This window comes from Flavobacterium kingsejongi (assembly GCF_003076475.1).
Taxonomy (GTDB): Bacteria; Bacteroidota; Bacteroidia; order Flavobacteriales; family Flavobacteriaceae; genus Flavobacterium; species Flavobacterium kingsejongi.
The window spans coordinates 3,014,094-3,032,167 of sequence record NZ_CP020919.1 but is presented as its reverse complement, the minus strand read 5'-3'; the positions used below and the strand labels follow the sequence as shown (position 1 = coordinate 3,032,167).

General features: G+C 39.4%; 13 protein-coding genes. 9 read left to right on the top strand and 4 right to left on the bottom strand.

Going from position 1 to position 18,074, the window contains the following annotated elements:
- Positions 1-17 precede the first annotated feature (17 nt).
- Positions 18-1,100: a magnesium/cobalt transporter CorA gene (gene corA, locus FK004_RS13595; RefSeq protein ID WP_108738846.1), complete on the bottom strand. Its 1,083-nt coding sequence runs from the start codon at positions 1,098-1,100 to the stop codon at positions 18-20.
- 202 nt (positions 1,101-1,302) lie between these two features.
- On the opposite strand from corA, the gene hutI reads away from it, so the two are divergent.
- On the top strand, positions 1,303-2,541 hold the full coding sequence (hutI, locus tag FK004_RS13590; protein WP_108737751.1) for an imidazolonepropionase: 1,239 nt from the start codon (positions 1,303-1,305) through the stop codon (positions 2,539-2,541).
- A gap of 97 nt (positions 2,542-2,638) precedes the next feature.
- On the opposite strand, the gene FK004_RS13585 is transcribed toward hutI, so the two are convergent.
- On the bottom strand, positions 2,639-3,721 hold the full coding sequence (locus FK004_RS13585) for a pectate lyase family protein (RefSeq protein ID WP_108737750.1): 1,083 nt from the start codon (positions 3,719-3,721) through the stop codon (positions 2,639-2,641).
- 231 nt (positions 3,722-3,952) lie between these two features.
- On the opposite strand from FK004_RS13585, the gene FK004_RS13580 reads away from it, so the two are divergent.
- Positions 3,953-4,522: a Crp/Fnr family transcriptional regulator gene (locus FK004_RS13580; protein ID WP_108737749.1), complete on the top strand. Its 570-nt coding sequence runs from the start codon at positions 3,953-3,955 to the stop codon at positions 4,520-4,522.
- Between the two features lie 75 nt (positions 4,523-4,597).
- Here FK004_RS13580 and FK004_RS13575 read toward each other — a convergent pair whose 3' ends face one another.
- Positions 4,598-5,497: a hypothetical protein gene (locus FK004_RS13575; protein ID WP_108737748.1), complete on the bottom strand. Its 900-nt coding sequence runs from the start codon at positions 5,495-5,497 to the stop codon at positions 4,598-4,600.
- A gap of 101 nt (positions 5,498-5,598) precedes the next feature.
- Here FK004_RS13575 and FK004_RS13570 point away from each other — a divergent pair, with 101 nt between their 5' ends.
- From FK004_RS13570 to FK004_RS13540, 7 genes are all read left to right on the top strand, one after another.
- On the top strand, positions 5,599-6,663 hold the full coding sequence (locus tag FK004_RS13570; protein ID WP_108737747.1) for a formimidoylglutamase: 1,065 nt from the start codon (positions 5,599-5,601) through the stop codon (positions 6,661-6,663).
- A complete protein-coding gene (locus tag FK004_RS13565) occupies positions 6,635-7,309 on the top strand; it encodes a response regulator transcription factor (RefSeq protein ID WP_108737746.1) in 675 nt (224 codons plus the stop codon). Before FK004_RS13570 ends, FK004_RS13565 begins: the two co-directional genes overlap by 29 nt.
- A 27-nt stretch (positions 7,310-7,336) precedes the next feature.
- Positions 7,337-8,695 carry a HAMP domain-containing sensor histidine kinase gene (locus FK004_RS13560; RefSeq protein WP_108737745.1) on the top strand — a complete coding sequence of 453 codons (1,359 nt, stop codon included), beginning with the start codon at positions 7,337-7,339 and terminating at the stop codon, positions 8,693-8,695.
- Between the two features lie 95 nt (positions 8,696-8,790).
- A complete protein-coding gene (locus tag FK004_RS13555; protein ID WP_157956106.1) occupies positions 8,791-10,077 on the top strand; it encodes a TolC family protein in 1,287 nt (428 codons plus the stop codon).
- A 50-nt stretch (positions 10,078-10,127) separates the two neighbouring features.
- The gene (locus FK004_RS13550; protein ID WP_108737743.1) at positions 10,128-11,222 is read left to right on the top strand and encodes an efflux RND transporter periplasmic adaptor subunit; all 1,095 of its coding nucleotides are present in this window, start codon (positions 10,128-10,130) and stop codon (positions 11,220-11,222) included.
- 86 nt (positions 11,223-11,308) lie between these two features.
- A complete protein-coding gene (locus tag FK004_RS13545; protein WP_108737742.1) occupies positions 11,309-14,401 on the top strand; it encodes an efflux RND transporter permease subunit in 3,093 nt (1,030 codons plus the stop codon).
- Between the two features lie 193 nt (positions 14,402-14,594).
- The gene (locus tag FK004_RS13540; protein WP_108737741.1) at positions 14,595-15,854 is read left to right on the top strand and encodes a DEAD/DEAH box helicase; all 1,260 of its coding nucleotides are present in this window, start codon (positions 14,595-14,597) and stop codon (positions 15,852-15,854) included.
- Here FK004_RS13540 and FK004_RS13535 read toward each other — a convergent pair.
- A complete protein-coding gene (locus FK004_RS13535) occupies positions 15,851-18,025 on the bottom strand; it encodes a tetratricopeptide repeat-containing hybrid sensor histidine kinase/response regulator (RefSeq protein ID WP_170108559.1) in 2,175 nt (724 codons plus the stop codon). The two genes, FK004_RS13540 and FK004_RS13535, sit on opposite strands and share 4 nt — an antisense overlap.
- Positions 18,026-18,074 lie beyond the last annotated feature (49 nt).

The window sequence follows — 18,074 nt, the reverse complement described above, 5'->3', positions numbered from 1 at the left end:
CGATGGTGTAGTGATGCTTAGAACCAGCGTTTGCGTTTAAAGTAAATTGCCATTCCAATAGCGATAACAATCATAAGTCCCCAAACATAATAATACCCGTTATACAGCCGTAGTTCTGGCATGTGGTCGAAATTCATTCCGTATACCCCTACAATAAATGTCAATGGCATAAAAATAACGGAGAAAATGGTCAGGGTTTTCATTATTTGGTTCATCCGCTGGCTTTGGGAAGAATAAAAGAAATTAGAAGCACTATCCAGCGAACTCATATCATATTCCATTTGGTCGAGCAGTTCTAATGCCTTTTGATGCAACCGCGCAAAAAAAGTATAATTTGCCTTTTCGATCCCGTCAAAATCAGAATCATCCTGTATGCTTTTCAGGTTGTATAAGGCATCCCGTAGTGGCAATACTGCCCTCTTAAGGTAATTGACATTCTCACGGTTTTTTTCAATCCGTTCCAAGAGGTCTTTTTTATATCCTGTCTTCCCTTCTACCAGCAGCCCTTCAATTCGCTCTTCATAACTTTCAATAGAGATAAAGAAATTTTCCATGATAGCATCCAGCATCAGGTACAACAGGTAATCATTTTTCTTTTTGCAGACAATTCCGGTATGCGTCCGGATTCTTTCGCGGATATGGGTAAAATAATCGCTTTTTTTCTCCTGGAACGAGATCAGCGTATTGTCTTTCAGCAGGAAACTCACCTGCTCTACCTGGATATTATCCAAACTTTCCCCAGGCAATACGGACTTAATACTAAAGAACAATACATCATCAAATTCCTCCATACGCGAACGGCGGGAAGTATTGAGCACATCGCCTATAATAAAAGGCTGTACCTGCATCAGTTCTCCTATATTTTTGATCAGCTCTACATTGTGGAGCCCATGCACGTTGAGCCATTTCACTTCATCCATCTGAGATGCGTCTTCCAGCTCCTGTTTAATCTTCGGAAATGTTATATCAGTATATTCCTCAAATCCATCATCATTATATACAAATAACTGCATTGCCACGGGATCCGATTTATGGATTCCGGTATATTCATAATAATTGGGCTGTACCTTACGGACATGTTTGTATTTTACTTTTCTCAAGGCCACTAATTTTATATAAATATAAGCTGTCTTTTTAAAAAACCGATACTGTTTTAGAAGAATTTTGCGACTATCAGGCGATTAAAAACAGAACTAAATTGAAAGTTTTTGGGAGATGCTATCTTTTAGAACTAAATTTGCAATACATCAAATCCGGAGATTTCCGTGTGGTGCTTACTAATTCGCTATATCATTCAAATCCATGAAAACACTGTTAATTAATATAAAAGAACTCCTACAGGTCCGGGATAATGCTCCTGATAAAGTTTCGGGTGCAGCTATGGCAATATTGCCTACCATTAAAAATGCGTACCTGCTAATTGAAGACAACCTGATCGCTGATTATGGCACTATGGAAAATTGCCCTGACTATCCCGAAACCGTAATTAATGCTACCGGAAAAATGGTACTTCCTTCCTGGTGTGATTCCCATACCCACCTGGTGTATGCGGGCAACCGCGAACAGGAATTTGTAGATCGCATTAACGGGCTTACCTATGAGGAAATTTTCAATCGCGGTGGTGGTATCTTGAATTCTGCCAAAAAGTTGAATGAGACTTCCGAAGATGCTTTATACGAACAATCCCGACTGCGACTGGAAGAAGTAATTGCCACAGGAACGGGCGCTATTGAAATAAAATCGGGTTATGGCCTGACAGTAGAAGGAGAACTAAAAATGTTGCGTGTTATCAAAAGGCTCAAAGACAATTACCCCATAGCAGTAAAAGCTACCTTTTTGGGAGCGCATGCCTTTCCTGCTGCATTCAAAGACAATCATAGTGGTTATATCGATTCTATTATTGAAGAAATGTTACCGGCGATAGCCAATGAAAATTTAGCCGATTATATAGATGCTTTTTTGGAAACCGGTTATTTTTCGGTTGAGGAAACGGATCGTATTATGAAAGCCGGAACCCAATACGGATTAACTGCCAAGATCCATGTCAATCAGTTTACGGCGATCGGTGGTATCCAGGCTTGTGTAGCCAATGGTGCCTTGTCCGTTGATCATTTGGAAGTGGTAACCGATGCTGATATTGAGGCATTGAAAGACAGCATTACAATGCCTGTAGCTTTGCCTACCTGTTCCTTTTTTATCAGTATTCCCTACACTCCTGCCCGCAAGATGATGGCAGCAGGACTTCCCTTAGCCTTAGCAACCGATTACAATCCGGGTACAACGCCTTCCGGTAATATGAACCTTGTTGTAGCCACTGCCTGTATCAAGATGAAAATGAATCCTGAGGAAGCTATTAATGCGGCTACCATCAATGGGGCTTATGCCATGGGCCTTTCCGATAGTCATGGTAGCATTACCAAAGGAAAAAGAGCCAACCTGATCATTACAAAACCCATTAATTCATTCTATGAGCTTCCCTATTCATTTGGCACCAACCTTATCAGTGAGGTTCTACTTGAAGGAAAATTGGTAACACAATAAAGAATATTTAGAATCATTTTATACTATTCCTTAAGGCTTATAAAAACAAAGGAGCCGCCCATTGGGTCAGCTCCTTTTAGTATCTGTACTTTGTTTATTAGAAAGAACCGCAAATATTACCGGTAAGCGTAGCACCTGCACCTGCTGAAACATCAGCTTTAACTGCTGAAGCAGCAAGGGTAACAATGGAATACGGAGGCGTGAAAGCGGTATTGCTTCCTGCTGTATTTCCTGTGGTATTGGTAAAAACGTTACCTGTAGCGGTTACTGCGGTGTATCCCGTCAATAAGTCAATAGGTTTGGCTACATTTTCGAATACATTCCGATCAACTAAAAGATTCGCTTCAAAACCAGCACTAATACATTTATTACTAACGGAACTATTAAAATAGCTATTTACTACATGCACTTTGCCAAACCGAACTCTTGGCATTCTTTCCTTACAACCAGGAGCCCACCAACAACGTGCAAAAGTAATTCTCAGCGTACCACGATCGGCTGTAGCAGTATCACTGGACCCTATCAGGTTTGAAAAACGATGATCATCAGTACCTCCTGAACCTCCTGGCTTTGGTGCTTTTAAGTAATTGAATTTCGTATAAGAAATAGTAATATAGTCAGATTTGTTTTTAACATCCAGGTTACCATCTACACCGTCTCTAAATTCACAATGGTCCACCCATACATTTTTGCAATCGTCTAAAACAGCATTGTCCCAACCATCTGTATCGTAGGCACCAGGACCTTCAAATATCAGGTTACGAATAATTATATTAGTACAACGTTTCACATTCAAAATACCAGAAGTAGCTTTTGTCTGGTCATTAGATAGTAATTTTGCACCACTAACACCATAAAGGGTTTTACCGGACTGATCTTGTAATGTCAGTCTTGCAGTAATCATAATGGTACCGGACACCTTAATCACTTTTACAGTACTATTTTCTATAGCCGTTTTTAACTGTGCATAGGTAGTTACAGTAGTTTCTGCTGCGCTTCCCCCGCCTGTGGTGCTTCCATTTTGGGATGCCCAACCGGGAACAGCGGTACAATTGCCAGCTTTTGCAGCAGTGCTTGGATCAACCGATGATGTTTCCTGTGTAAGCTCTTCGGTATTGCAACTGGCCATACCAATTACAACCGTTAGCAAGCAAGCGGATAATGTAGATTTAAATTTCATAAAAAAAGATTTTGGGGATTATTATTTGTTTTATAACACCACAAATATGTTTCTAAACTATTTTAAAAAAATTGAACAAGTTCTACTTTTATGAAATAGTTTATTTTTTTTTAATTAAAATTTCATCAATAATTTAATTTTTATAGCTTTACGCAATCGATTACATTATTTAATTATTGCCTTATATGCTACAAACTCCTGAAGCAGGTAAGTACTCCTAACAATAATATTATGTATACACCTTTACGACGAAATATAGAGCGAAGAGTTAGCCTTACGGATGCCGAATGGCAAGCTATAGCGGAAAAAGCCGAACTCGTTACCTTAAAAAAACACCAGTTCCTACAGGTTCAGGATTCTAATTGCGCTTATGAAGGTTTTATTTTGAAAGGGGCCTTCAAGATTTATATTATAAACGAAGATGGGACGGAGAGCATCCTGTTTTTCTCTTTTGAAAATGACTGGATGTGTGATCTTGAAAGCTTTTATCATCAAAAACCAACCAAATACAATATAAAAGCGATTGAAGATAGCGAAGTAATTGTCATCACCAAATCCAATAAAACCCTCTTATTTGAAAAGGTTCCAAAACTGCTTCATTTCCATATCCTAATGGTGGAAAGAGCCAATACCCTTATACAGGAGAGGCTTTTGGATGCATTGAATAAAACCGTTAAGCAACGTTATATGGAATTCATAAAAAAATACCCACACAAAACACCGCACATCACTAATAAGAATCTGTCCTCTTATTTTGGGGTTTCCCACGAATTCTTATCCAAAATTAAAAAGACCATTTAAAATATTCCTTTGATTACACAAAAAAAGGAACCCAATCTTGGGTTCCTTTTCAAATATACTATAAGTGTTGAATTACTATTTCAAGGTAAAGCTTGTTTTTGCAACCAATTGTCCTTTATCGAAGATATTGACAAAATAAGTACCTTTTTCAAAATCCTCCCCTGGAAGGTCTTCAGCAACATCTACCGTTTTATTCTGGTATTTTACTGTAGTTGTAAAACTGTAGGTCAATGAAAACTCACCAAAAGTATTGGTTTTCTTATCTCCCAGTACATTGTTTTTACTATCGATTACCTGTACGTAGTAGCTTTTGTCTCCAGAAGCTGCCACTTCATTTTCAGCGATTGTAAAACTGATTTTTAAACCATCTGCTCTTCTCGCTCTTTCTGTAGTTACCTGTTTCCCGGAACTTCTTTGTTTGTAAGCTTCCGTTTTCAGGTTCAATATGGATAATTTAGACGCTTTTTCAACCGTTTTGGCCAGGTTCGAGTTTTGGTTTACCAAAGAATCGTTGTAACGACGCTCTTCTTCCAGTCGGGTTTGTGTGCTGTCTCTTTCCGTTTGAAGGGTTGCATTTTGTTTTTTAAGAATATCATTTTCTTTCACCAAAGTGTCATAACGTACTTTCAAGCGTTGTGCTTCTTGTTTATATTTGGATAATGAAGAAACATCATTATTCGATTTTTTAAGATCAGCGATCAGTTTTTCTACTTTCTCTTTTTGGATTTTAAGTTCATCCGAAAGTACGGACTTCTCAGCAATGGCAGTATCATAACTCGCTTTTAAAGTTTCTAATTCTTTCAGCACTTCTTCCTTAGAAGATTTTTCATTGGTAAAAGCCGATTCCACAGTATGGATATCCTGGCTCATTTTATACATGTATGCTAAACTACCGGCTAACAATATAGCCAAAACGATAATAATTGCTTTTAAACTTGAATTGCTCTTTTGGGGTTCATAATTTTGGTTTTCCATAGATGTGATTTTTTTATAAAAATAGAATAATTTGGGTTAAATGTAAATCTAATAACGCTAATTTATATAATTATATTATTTTTGACCTCAACTAAATTAACATGGAAAAACTGATTCGATTCACACAGAATGATTTAACGAAAGTAACCAACTACCGAAATGGTGAGGTTAAATTTGGAGAAAGGGTAGAAATTATTCCTTTGGAGCGTGATATTATCGAGCACCTGAACACCAGCGAAGCCCGCTATGTGCTGTTTGGGATTCCGGAAGACATTGGCATCCGTGCCAACATAGGCCGCCCCGGAGCTGCATCAGCGTGGGAAAGTGCAGTGAGTGCCATTGCCAACATACAGAACAACCGGTTTTGTAAAGGCAGCCAGTTATTAATTTTGGGACATCTGGATGTTTCAGCCGAAATGGATGAAGCGGAAAAACTCAATTACTTAGAAAAAGAAGACCGCAAACAGCTGTTTAAGCTGGTAGAAAAAATAGATAAAGAAGTATCCCATATTATTTTTAATATTATTAAATCGGGTAAAATTCCAATTGTCATCGGTGGCGGGCACAATAATGCCTATGGTTGCATCAAAGGAACGGCACTTGCGAAAGCAAAACCGATTAATGCTATTAATTTTGACGCCCATTCTGACTTCCGAATCCTGGAAGGCCGCCATAGTGGTAATGGATTTTCCTATGCTTATGAAGAAGGCTTCCTGAGTAAATACTTTATTTTCGGATTACACGAAAGTTATACGTCCAAAAGCGTACTCGATATCATCAAGAAAACCGAAGATCGTGTGCGTTACAATACCTATGATGAAATCTCCATCAGCAGGATGAAGAACTTTGATGCTGAAATCACAGATGCCTATAATTTTGTACGTACGGATTTTTATGGCATTGAAATTGATTTAGACGCCATCCCCAACGTGGCGAGCAGCGCGATGACCATGAGTGGATTCTCGGTAGAGCAGTTGCGCCGTTTTATTTATCATTTCGGGCAACATAAAAATGCTTCTTACCTCCACATTTGTGAAGGCGCTCCCGTTTTAGGAGAAGAAAAGAACAACCATCTTATTGGTAAACTAATCGGTTATCTCGTAACGGATTTCATGAAATCAAATACGGAAAATTCAGATGAATATATTATTAATAGAAGACGATAGCAGGATCAGTGATTTTGTAATCAAAGGACTGGAAGAAAATGGTTTTTTGGTTACCCTGGCCAAATCGGGTGAATTAGCCCGGGAACTGGTCATGCAAAATGAGTGGGACATTATCTTAATGGATATTATGCTGCCCGGCATTGATGGGATACAGCTAACCCAAATGATCCGCTACAAAAAAATCCACACTCCAATACTGATCTTAAGTGCCCTTGGTGATGCTGACGACCGTGTAGCGGCACTGGACAATGGTGCTGACGATTATCTGGTAAAACCATTTCATTTTAAAGAACTCATCTCCCGTATCAATGCCCTTACCCGAAGGACAAAATTCAATTATCAGACGCGGGAAACGATTTATTTCTGCAATGATCTTAAAGTAAATCTGGATACGCACCAGGTCACCCAAAATGACATTCCGATTGAACTTTCCCCGAGAGAATATAAGCTTCTCCTTTTTTTGCTGGAAAGCAAAAATAAGGTCGTAACCCGCACACAAATCCTGAATTCCGTATGGGGGATTAACTATGACACCAATACCAATGTGGTCGATGTCTATATTTCGTATCTTAGGAATAAGATCGAAACGGGAACCGAGAAAATTATCCACACCATCAAAGGTTCCGGGTATATGATCAAGGATTAAGATCCTGTAACTGCAAATACGATACCAATGACTATCAGAAACCGCTTAACACTTATTTCCTCCCTCACTTTTGGAGTCGTTTTTGTCATCGCTTCTGCGCTGGTGTATTATATCTTTTACGACAGTTCCAAAAAAATAATCTTTAATGAGCTGGCTAAGACGGTCCAGCTCACGGGTATCTTCTACCTCGAAGAAGATGAGTTGTCGAGCAAGGAACACAAGGCCATCAGGGCACAATTCAAAGAAAACATACAAAATTCTGAATTTAAAATCTACAATGCGGAAAATGGTATTTCCTATGGTAATAAAACACCGGATCCACTCATCACTCCTGCTATTTTAGATGCTGTTAGAAACAGGGAGAAAGTCTATTTCAAGCACGAACAATATTTTTATTACGGGATATACTATCCGGATAATCAGGGCAATTTTGTCGTATTCATCAAAGCAGAAAATGAATTTTTCCAATCCCAGAAAAAACTATTACTCATCATCCTGACTTCTGTACTGTGTTCCGGGCTTATTATTATCCTACTCGTTAGTAAAGCTTTATCCAATATTGCCTACCGCCCTATTACTCATGTCATTAACCAGGTAAATGCAATAGAGCCTCATTCCCTGAACGAATCGATTATTTCGACCAATTCCAACGATGAAATCCAGGATCTTATCACTACATTCAATAACCTGCTGAGCCGGCTATCCGACACCTTTGTGATCCAAAAGAATTTCATCAATTATGTATCCCACGAATTTAAGACACCGCTGGCTGCCATATCCGGCAATCTGGAAGTTTTTGCCCAAAAGGAACGTACGGGAGCCGAATATAAAGAAGTAGCCCAGGATGCTTTAAAAAACGTGTACCACATCGAAGAAATCCTGAATACGCTCATGACTATTTCAGGATTACGATCTATTGCTTCTGAAAATGAAACTGCCCGGGTCGATGAAATTATCTGGGGAATTATTGATCGTATTGCCTTGAGCTATCCTCCTGAGGAAACTTCTATACAGGCCAATATCGAGGTCAGCCATGAAGCGTTATTGTCTGTAAAAGGCAATACCTTACAGTTGCAACTCGCCCTATACAATATTATCGAGAATGCAGTAAAATATGCCGATCATAATCCCGTTAAAATTACGCTCACCAATATAAGAAACCAACTTAAACTAATTGTGCAGGACTTTGGCAGGGGCATTCCCGAAAATGAACTGGCACATATCAATCAGCCTTTTTTCAGGGGCAGCAATGTTTCTGGTGTAACCGGTAGCGGTATAGGGTTATCCCTTGCTACACTAATATTCCGGCAGCATAATATTTCCTTTTTCATCACCTCTGAAAAAGACCACGGTACCCTGATTGAATTGGTCTTTCCAAAACTCTAATCGTTTTCTAATGTTGCTGTAATCCAATCTTAATCCCGGTTCAATTTAGCTGTAATCTTTGCGCTATAGCTTTGCTGCATAAAAAAAAAGCTATTTTGAAACGTATTAGTATTACAGCAGCCCTCCTGTTTTTATTCTTTGGAAAAATCCATGCGCAACAGCAGCTAAGCGATACCATTTCGCTTTCCCGCGCTGAAGCTGAGACTATTTTCCTGCAGAAAAACCTGAAGTTAATTTCAGAAAAACTCAGTATCGACCAGGCAGAAGCCCAGGTGATCCAGGCCAAGTTATGGCCCAATCCTACCCTCGAGGTAAGTGAAGTCAACCTTTGGACCAATGGCGGAGCAGAACAGCTCCCTCCTATTTACAAAAATTTCGGAAAAACCTCTGAGATCACAGCTTCCCTGGAACAACTAATTGTTACCGCCGGAAAACGGAAGAAACTGGTGGCTATGGAAAAAGTAGCCAAGGAAATGAGTGTACAATATTTTGAAGATTTCCTTCGGAACCTTAAAATAGAATTTCGGAATAACCTTACCCGTCTGCAATACCTACAGGAAGAACAAAAAATCTATAACCGACAGCTTACCTCAATACAAAAATTGCTGGGTGCTTATACCAACCAGCTGAAACAAGGTAATATCAGCAAAAGCGAATACATCCGGCTTAAGGCTTCGGAACTCGAATTTGTAAAAGAGCTTAGTGACCTGCAGAAAGAGAATAACGAAATCCAGAAGGAACTGAAAGTCCTGATGGCTTTACCGGCAACGAGCATCATAAAAATGACCGCTGAAGGCTTTGTGCCGGATATCCAGAAAATAGAAAACATCAACCTGGCAAACCTGACTGCTTCCGCGCTGCAAAACAGGCCCGATGTTAAAGCCTCTATATTAGAACAAGCTTACAGTGCGAATAAATACAAATATGAACTGGCACAAAAAACACCTGATGTTACCCTACAGGCCAGTTATGACCGTGGAGGAAACATCATGCGGGATTTTATTGGATTTGGATTTTCGATGGATCTGCCTTTCTTTAACAGGAATCAGGGAAATATTAAAATTGCCAAAATTGATATTGAAAAAAGTAATCTTCAGGCACAGGAGAAAAATCTTCAGGCCCAATCGGAAGTGATCCAAAGTTATCAAAACCTGGTTGTTGCCGAAAAATTATACAAAAGTGTAGACGCTACCTATGAATCCGACCTGGATAAACTACTGGAAAGCCACCTTAAAAATTTCGCTCAACGCAATACCAGCATGCTCGAATACTTAGATTATGTTGAAGCTTACCTTCAAAATAAAAAAATTATCCTGGACAGCAAAAAAGAACTGAACCAACATTATGAGGAATTACAATTTGCCATTGGTAAAGAATTATAATTCCATACCGCCGAAAATAGCAATTTGCCATCTTAAAAAAATCAATTCAAATGAAAAATACAATAGCCACACTTTCCCTTCTTGCGCTGATCACGTTACAAAGCTGTACCGAAAAAACAGCCGAGACTACTCCTGTAACGGAACCTAAATTCTGCCTGGATAAGGAACTGAAAAGCAAGATTACCATTGACACCCTTAAAAAAGAACCACTAACAGAAACCATCACGCTTACTGGAAACGTATCCTACAATACGGATAACGTCGTACAGTTTACCAGCCTTATTAGCGGTGTGGTGACTAAAACCTATTTCTCCCTTGGGGATTATGTCAAAAAAGGACAAGTCTTAGCTGAAATTAAAAGTACCGAACTCAACGGATTGCAATCGGAAAATCGTTCTTTGCAATCCCAGCTTGCGGTAGCACAACGACAGCTGCAATCTACGAAGTCGATGTTTCAGGACGGGATTGCTTCACAGAAAGATTTACTGTCAGCAGAGAATGATGTCAACGTTTTAAAATCTTCTTTAGAAAATATCCGGGAGAACCTGAATTTATACAGTGCCAGTTCTGAAAAATCAGTATTCCAGATCAAAGCTCCGGGGAATGGTTATATCGTAGAAAAAAACATGAGTACCGGAATGCAGATTTCTTCCGAAAGCCAATCGCTCTTTACCATTTCAGATTTGAATGAAGTATGGGTAATGGTGAATATCTACGCCACAAACATGCAAAGCATCAAAGAGAATATGAATGTAAAAATCAAAACACTGGCTTATCCGGATGAAATATTCAATGGCAAAATATCATCGCTGTCCAATGTGTTTGATTCAGAAGAAAGAGTGCTTAAAGCACGTATTGTGATGCAGAATAAAGACCTGAAACTCAAACCGGGAATGTCTGCCGATATCATCATCAATAAAGAGGTATCAGACAAGCAGGCGGTAGCCGTTCCAAATAAGGCAATGATTTTTGATAACAACCGTAATTTCCTGTTAGTGTATAAAGATGACTGTAACCTGGAAGTACGCGAAGTAGAGCCCAGTGCCAAAAATGACCAGGTTCTCTATTTTGACAAAGGAATTCAGGAAAATGAAAAAATCATTACTAAAAATCAATTACTGATTTACGAGCGCCTAAAAAATTAAACAATCGTTCTACTGATGCTTACGAGATGATCCTGTAACCGGGGAATCCTATTTATGAAAATAGTGAAATCTATAACAATTACAAAATGCAAAAATTAGTTCAGAATATAGTGGCTTTTTCACTGAAAAATTCGCTCATCGTATTTTTCGCGACCGCTTTATTATTTGCCGCAGGAATTTACAGCTACATCCATACGCCTATTGAAGCTTTTCCGGATGTAACCAATACCCGTGCCCGTATTATTACGCAATGGCCTGGAAGAAGTGCTGAAGAAGTAGAAAAATTCATCACGCTTCCTATTTCCAAACAAATGAATACCATTCCAAAAAAAGCAGAGGTTCGTTCCATCTCTTTATTTGGTTTGTCTGTGGTTACTGTACTTTTTGAAGATGACGTTGAGGATTTTTATGCCCAGCAATATGCTTCAAACCGTATGGCAGGAATTGATCTGCCGGAAGGCAGTGATGTCTCTATAGAGCCACCGTATGGTGCTACCGGAGAGATTTTTCGATATGTTGTAAAGGGAGACCTCCCCATTAAGGAACTTACCGCCATCCAGGATTGGGTAATTGAACGCGAATTGGTATCGGTACCCGGTGTAGCAGACGTCGTAAGTTTTGGTGGTGAAGAAAAAGCATATGAAATTAAAATCAATCCTACAGAACTCGTTAACTATGGCCTCTCTCCTTTGGATGTATATGAGGCGGTATCCAAAAGTAATATTAATGTAGGTGGTGATGTGATCCAGAAAGGTGATCAGGCTTATGTCGTTCGTGGGGTCGGATTGATTGATAATGTAGAAGATATCGGAAACATCCTGATCAAAGTAAAAGGTTCCACACCGATTCTGGTGAAGCATATTGCTGAGGTCTCCATTTCTGCCAAACCCCGTCTGGGCCAGGTAGGGCTGAATGATGATAAAGACCTTGTAGAAGGGATTGTTGTCATGCTGAGAGGCGAAAACCCAAGTGAGGTAATTACAAACCTCAAAGCCAGGATCGAAGACCTGAATAACCGTGTATTACCCAAAGGAGTTACCATTGTTCCGTTCATCGACCGTACAGAACTTGTAAACACTACTGTGCATACCGTAACCAAGAATCTTACCGAAGGTATTATACTCGTTTCCCTGATTGTATTTATCTTCCTATACAACTGGAGAACTACTGTTATTGTAGCTTCCGTTATTCCCTTATCCTTCCTGTTTGCTATTATTATGCTGAAAATCCAGGGACTTCCTGCCAACCTGATCTCTATGGGAGCTTTGGACTTTGGATTGTTACTGGAGGGAACACTGGTCATCGTCGAACAGGTATTTGTCTCACTCGAAAAGAAAGCCCATCGGGTGGGGATGGAAAAATTCAATAAAATGTCAAAAATGGGACTCATCAAGAAGAGTGTCGGAAGTGTGGCTACCTACATTTTCTTCGCGTTGCTTATATTGATTGTAGCCCTGATGCCTATTTTCTCTTTCCAAAAAGTAGAAGGAAAAATGTTCTCGCCACTGGCTTTCACATTGGGCTACGCACTAGTTGGTTCCCTTATCCTGAGTCTTACTTACGTACCGGCTATGTGTAAAGTCCTATTGACTAAAAACATCCAGGAAAAGGAAAATATCATTTCCCGTTTTTTCAGGGAAAATCTATACAAGCTTTTCAAATTCAGCACCCGTCATAAACGAAGTACTATCTATATATTCCTGATCATCCTGTCCATATGCCTGGGCAGGTTCGCCTTCTACGGTTCCGAATTTATACCAAAACTGAACGAGGGTGCGGTATACATCCGAGCTACACTTCCGAACAGTATCAATCTTGATGAATCGGTACGGCTGACCAATGAAATGAAAGGCAAGCTTCAGAAATTTGAAGAGGTAAAATTCATACTGACCCAAACCGGAAGGCCTAATGACGGAACCGATCCAACCGGATTCTTCAATATCGAATTCCACATGGAGCTGAAACCTGAAAAGGAATGGAAACGAAAAATGACCAAGGAACAGTTAGTAGGTGAAATTAAAAAAGTATTAGAAGAATATCCTGGAATTAATTTCGGTTTTAGCCAGCCTATCCAGGATAATGTCGAAGAGTATGTGGCCGGCGTAAAAAGCCCACTGGTAATCAAGATTTTTGGTGATGACCTGTATGAACTTGAAAAATATGCTGCTGAGGTAGCCAAGTCGATTAAAACAGTACGCGGTATCGAAGATATCAATGTATACAAAAATATCGGTTTGCCGGAATTACGCATCCAGCTCCATGATGCACAAATGGCCAAGTATGCGGTTACTACTGCCGATGCTCAAGCGGTCATTGCAATGGCTATTGGTGGACAGGCAGCGTCGACTTTTTATGATAATGAAAAAACATTCGACATCAGGTTGCGATTTTCTAAAGAATACCGGGATTCCAAAGACAAAATAGAAACCATACTGATCCCGACAATGGACGGCAAACAGGTTCCGTTGAAAGAGATTGCTACGGTTAGCTATAAAACGGGCCCGACCTTTATCTACCGCGAGGGCAACAGCCGCTATATTGCTGTTGGTTTTAGTATCGAAGGCCGTGACCTGGGGAGTACCATTGCCGAAGCACAGAAAAAAGTAGCCCGTGAAGTAAAGCTTCCGAAACAGAATACCATGAAATGGGCCGGTGAATTTGAAAGTAAAGAAAGAGCTTCAAAACAATTGGCAATGATTGTACCTGTGGTACTCTTGTTTATACTGTTCTTACTGTACTTCAATTTTGGAAATCTTAAAGACACGCTGATTGCGCTTAGTACCATGCCCTATGCTTTTATTGGTGGATTTATCTCCCTTTGGGCAACAGGCACCATCTTCGGAATATCTGCAGGAATTGGTTTTATCATCCTCTTTGGGGTGAGTGCCATTGATGGGATTGTACTGATTGGTGTAATGAAAGAAAACATGAAAAGCAAGATTCCACTGCGACAGGCGATTTCAGACGGTGTTTATAGCCGAATCCGTCCTGTAGTAATGATCGCACTGATGGGATCCTTAGGATTACTGCCCGCAGCATTATCGAGCGGTATGGGAGCTGAAATCCAGAAACCACTGGCCATTATGATTGTGGGCGGAATTATAATCTGTATGATACTATCGCTTACCGTACTGCCTCAGGTATTCTATTATGCCTACCGTAAAAAAGAAAATAAATAGGTTGATTAAAGTTGATTTGGTTGAAACTCCGGCATACCCTAAAAAGGTGCCGGAGTTTTTTATTTATCGCTATAAGAAGAAATCAAGTCGTTACCGCACGGATGGCACAATTTAGTTCATGCTATTTACAAGAATAAAGTTACCTTTGTAACATCATTATAATGGCTTTATCACTAAAGCACAAAATACACTTATGAAATTCGAAGATTTATCATTAAATAAAAGTATTCAAAGAGCCCTCATTGACGAAGGCTATAACACACCCACGCCGATACAGCAACAGGCTATCCCGATCATATTGAAAGGAACTGACCTCATTGGCTGTGCACAGACCGGAACCGGTAAAACGGCTGCTTTTGCAATCCCGATCATCAATCATTTGCATCATATGGTAGGGTCATCCAAAAAAGCAAAACAAATCCGTGCCCTGATTGTAACTCCAACCCGGGAACTTGCCATACAAATTGGAGAAAGTTTTGATGCTTATGGAAAATATACTAACCTGGTACAACTTACTATTTTTGGTGGTGTATCACAGGTGCCGCAGGTAGACAAATTAAAAAAAGGAGTCGATGTGCTTATCGCTACTCCGGGAAGATTACTGGATTTACACAAGCAGGGATTTATTGATCTTGATCAATTGCACTTTCTTGTACTGGATGAAGCAGATCAAATGCTGGATATGGGATTCATCAACGATGTGAAAAAAATCGTCAAACTGACCCCGTCCAACCGACAAACCTTATTGTTTTCTGCTACAATGCCTATGGCGATCCGGGAACTGGCAGATGCCTTCCTGAAATCTCCGGAATATGTTACCGTATCTCCTGTCTCTTCCACAGCAGAAACTGTAGAACAACGCGTTTATTTTGTTGAAAAAGAAAATAAAAGGCAATTACTGTATCACCTGATCAAAAATGACGATTTATCCGATGTATTGGTTTTTACAAGAACCAAGCACGGTGCTGATAATGTTGTAAAAGCCCTGAAGAAAAACGGAATCAATGCCGAAGCAATTCACGGTGACAAATCCCAAAATGCCAGACAAAGGGCATTGGAGCATTTTAAAACGAAAGAAGTCGGTGTACTGGTAGCTACGGATATTGCTGCCCGTGGTATCGATATAGACCAGTTACCTTTTGTAATCAATTTCGACCTTCCCAATATCCCTGAAACGTATGTACATCGTATTGGTAGAACCGGACGTGCTGGAAATGGTGGAATCGCAATTTCTTTTTGCAGTAAAGATGAAAAGGCCTACTGGTCCGATATCCAAAAGCTTATTAAAGTGAATGTAAAAACGATAGAAGACCATCCTTATCCATGGGCGGAAGGAAGTGGCGGCGGAAGTGCAACCACAGAAAAAAAACAAGGCAATTCCAACCGTGGCGGAGAACGTACTAAATCACGAAAATCGGATGCTTCAAAACAAAACAAAAAACGCTGGTATTAATCAGCGTTTTTTTTATGGGTTAACTCTTCAATCATACTGAACAATTTTTCCGGCTCAAAAGGCTTGATAATGATACCATCCATACCGGATGCATATACTTCCTCTACAATCTGGTTTTTATCAAATGCTGTAAGCGCAATTACCGGTGTGGTAATTCCCTTACTGCGAATCAGGCGTGTCGTTTCAAATCCATTCATCACCGGCATATTAATATCCATCAGGACTACATCAAATGTTTCCGTTTCCAAAAGTGCCACCGCTTCTGCCCCGCTTTCAGCCAATACGCATTCGCACTGCTTTTTCTCGAGGATTTTACGGGTGACCATTTGGTTGATTTTATTGTCTTCTACTATTAAAACTTTGTATTGATACAGCACGTTTATATTCAGTTGTTTATGGGCGGTTGGATAGGTTATCGCATTGTCGATTTCGAACCGAAGCGTAAAGATAAAGACTGAGCCTACATTCTTGTTACTTTCCAGGATTATTTCACTGCCCTGAGCGTCTAAAAGTGCTTTTACAATGGATAATCCCAGTCCTGTGCCCTGATAATCCTCTTCTTTGCGGTTAATCTGTACAAATTTATCAAAAATCTTTTTCTGATCCTGGATGTCAATACCACAACCCGTGTCCATTACTTTGAAACGCATCGTACAATATCCATTATCAATCCCAATCAGGTCAACGATTAGGCATACCTGCCCATTTGTAGTAAATTTAAGTGCGTTACTCGTTAGGTTGACCAATACCTGTGACAACATAATTTTATCGCCTATAAGGGATTCCGGGATATCGGGATCGATTTCAATCCTGATTTCATTTTTATTGCGGTGCGCAATATAATCCAGGCTGTCTTTGATTGTATTTATTTCATCGGACAATTGAAACGCAGTAAATTTTCTGGTAGCTTTTTTGTCTTCTATTTTATTGATCAGCAGGATCTCATTGATCAGTTTGAGCAAGTGGGTAGAAGAAAACTGCAGGGATTTAAAATGGGGATTATCTTCCAATTCGGGATGCTCTTCCCGGATAATATTGGTCATTCCAATAACACCATATAAAGGCGTACGCAATTCATGGCTAATAGTCGAAATAAACTGGCTTTTGAGTATGGAAGATTCCTCGGCCCGGTTTTTGGCTTCGGCCAGCTCTACATTTTCAGAAGTGAGATAGGCATTAATCTTCTTCCTGAATTTTATATTACGGTAAAGGGAAAATAGCAATAATAATAGGAACACCATAATAACAATGGCCAAAACAACAATAATCCTTGACATCATAAGATTTTGTTCGTGTACTTTATTTTCACTTTCAATCTTATCGATTTCCCGCTTGAATTCATCAATTTCAAAACTGGCACAGGCCATCTGAGCATTCCTCAGTTTAGTGCTGGTAAATATCGCTTTTTGAAGGATTTTCTCTTTTTCACTGATCAGGTAAGCCTGTTTGTAATTGCCGATGCTAAACAGATGCGTGGAATATTGATTGTAGGTCTCTGCAAGTTCCAGTGATTTATCATTTTGCTCCCCTATTCTAATGGCTTTGTCAAAATAATAATCTGCTTTTTTGATGTCTTTTATATGGCTGTAATAAATACCATAAAGGGTATTGAGGATCAGTTGAGAATCGGCGTCTGCACTAAATTTTGGATGTTTTTTTACAAATTCTATTTCTGAAAATCCTTTTTCATATTCCTCCTTACAAAAATAAGCCCAGCCTAAATTGAGTCTCGTATAATTGATTTCAGTGGTGTCTTTTATCTTTTCACTCAGCTGCAATGATTTTATATACAGCTCAATCCCTTTGTCCGCATTTTTCTTGTCAAACAGGTAGATGTTTCCAAGATTATTATAAATCCAGTTCATCGTTTTATCATTCCTGGATTTTTGGGCGTGGTGCAATGCTTTATTGTAATAGTAAAGCGCCTTATCTGTTTCTTTCAGCACTTCATATACGCCGGCAATCGTATTATAGGATATCGTAGTATAATAGTCATTATGGAGTTTCAGGGACTCTTTGATGTTGTACTGACAGAGTTCAAGACATTCTTTATACTCCATAGCTGTTAAAAGGTTTTCACCTTTAAGGATGGACTTATAGAGCTTTTCTTCTCTAATGGTATCCTTTTCCTGAGAAGGCACAGGAAAAACAGTTAGAAAAAAAATGTTCAAAAATAACAAGGTAATTTTTGACATAAGTGTAGGACTTTCAATAAGATTG

What these genes read in the sequence shown, in the direction of transcription:
- FK004_RS13540 (WP_108737741.1), top strand. Translation starts at nt 14,595, where the DNA reads ATGAAATTCGAAGATTTATCATTAAATAAAAGTATTCAAAGAGCCCTC.
- hutI (WP_108737751.1), top strand. Translation starts at nt 1,303, where the DNA reads ATGAAAACACTGTTAATTAATATAAAAGAACTCCTACAGGTCCGGGAT.
- FK004_RS13565 (WP_108737746.1), top strand. Translation starts at nt 6,635, where the DNA reads ATGAATATATTATTAATAGAAGACGATAGCAGGATCAGTGATTTTGTA.
- FK004_RS13560 (WP_108737745.1), top strand. Translation starts at nt 7,337, where the DNA reads ATGACTATCAGAAACCGCTTAACACTTATTTCCTCCCTCACTTTTGGA.
- FK004_RS13570 (WP_108737747.1), top strand. Translation starts at nt 5,599, where the DNA reads ATGGAAAAACTGATTCGATTCACACAGAATGATTTAACGAAAGTAACC.
- FK004_RS13550 (WP_108737743.1), top strand. Translation starts at nt 10,128, where the DNA reads ATGAAAAATACAATAGCCACACTTTCCCTTCTTGCGCTGATCACGTTA.
- FK004_RS13585 (WP_108737750.1), bottom strand. Translation starts at nt 3,721, where the DNA reads ATGAAATTTAAATCTACATTATCCGCTTGCTTGCTAACGGTTGTAATT.
- FK004_RS13545 (WP_108737742.1), top strand. Translation starts at nt 11,309, where the DNA reads ATGCAAAAATTAGTTCAGAATATAGTGGCTTTTTCACTGAAAAATTCG.
- FK004_RS13575 (WP_108737748.1), bottom strand. Translation starts at nt 5,497, where the DNA reads ATGGAAAACCAAAATTATGAACCCCAAAAGAGCAATTCAAGTTTAAAA.
- FK004_RS13580 (WP_108737749.1), top strand. Translation starts at nt 3,953, where the DNA reads ATGTATACACCTTTACGACGAAATATAGAGCGAAGAGTTAGCCTTACG.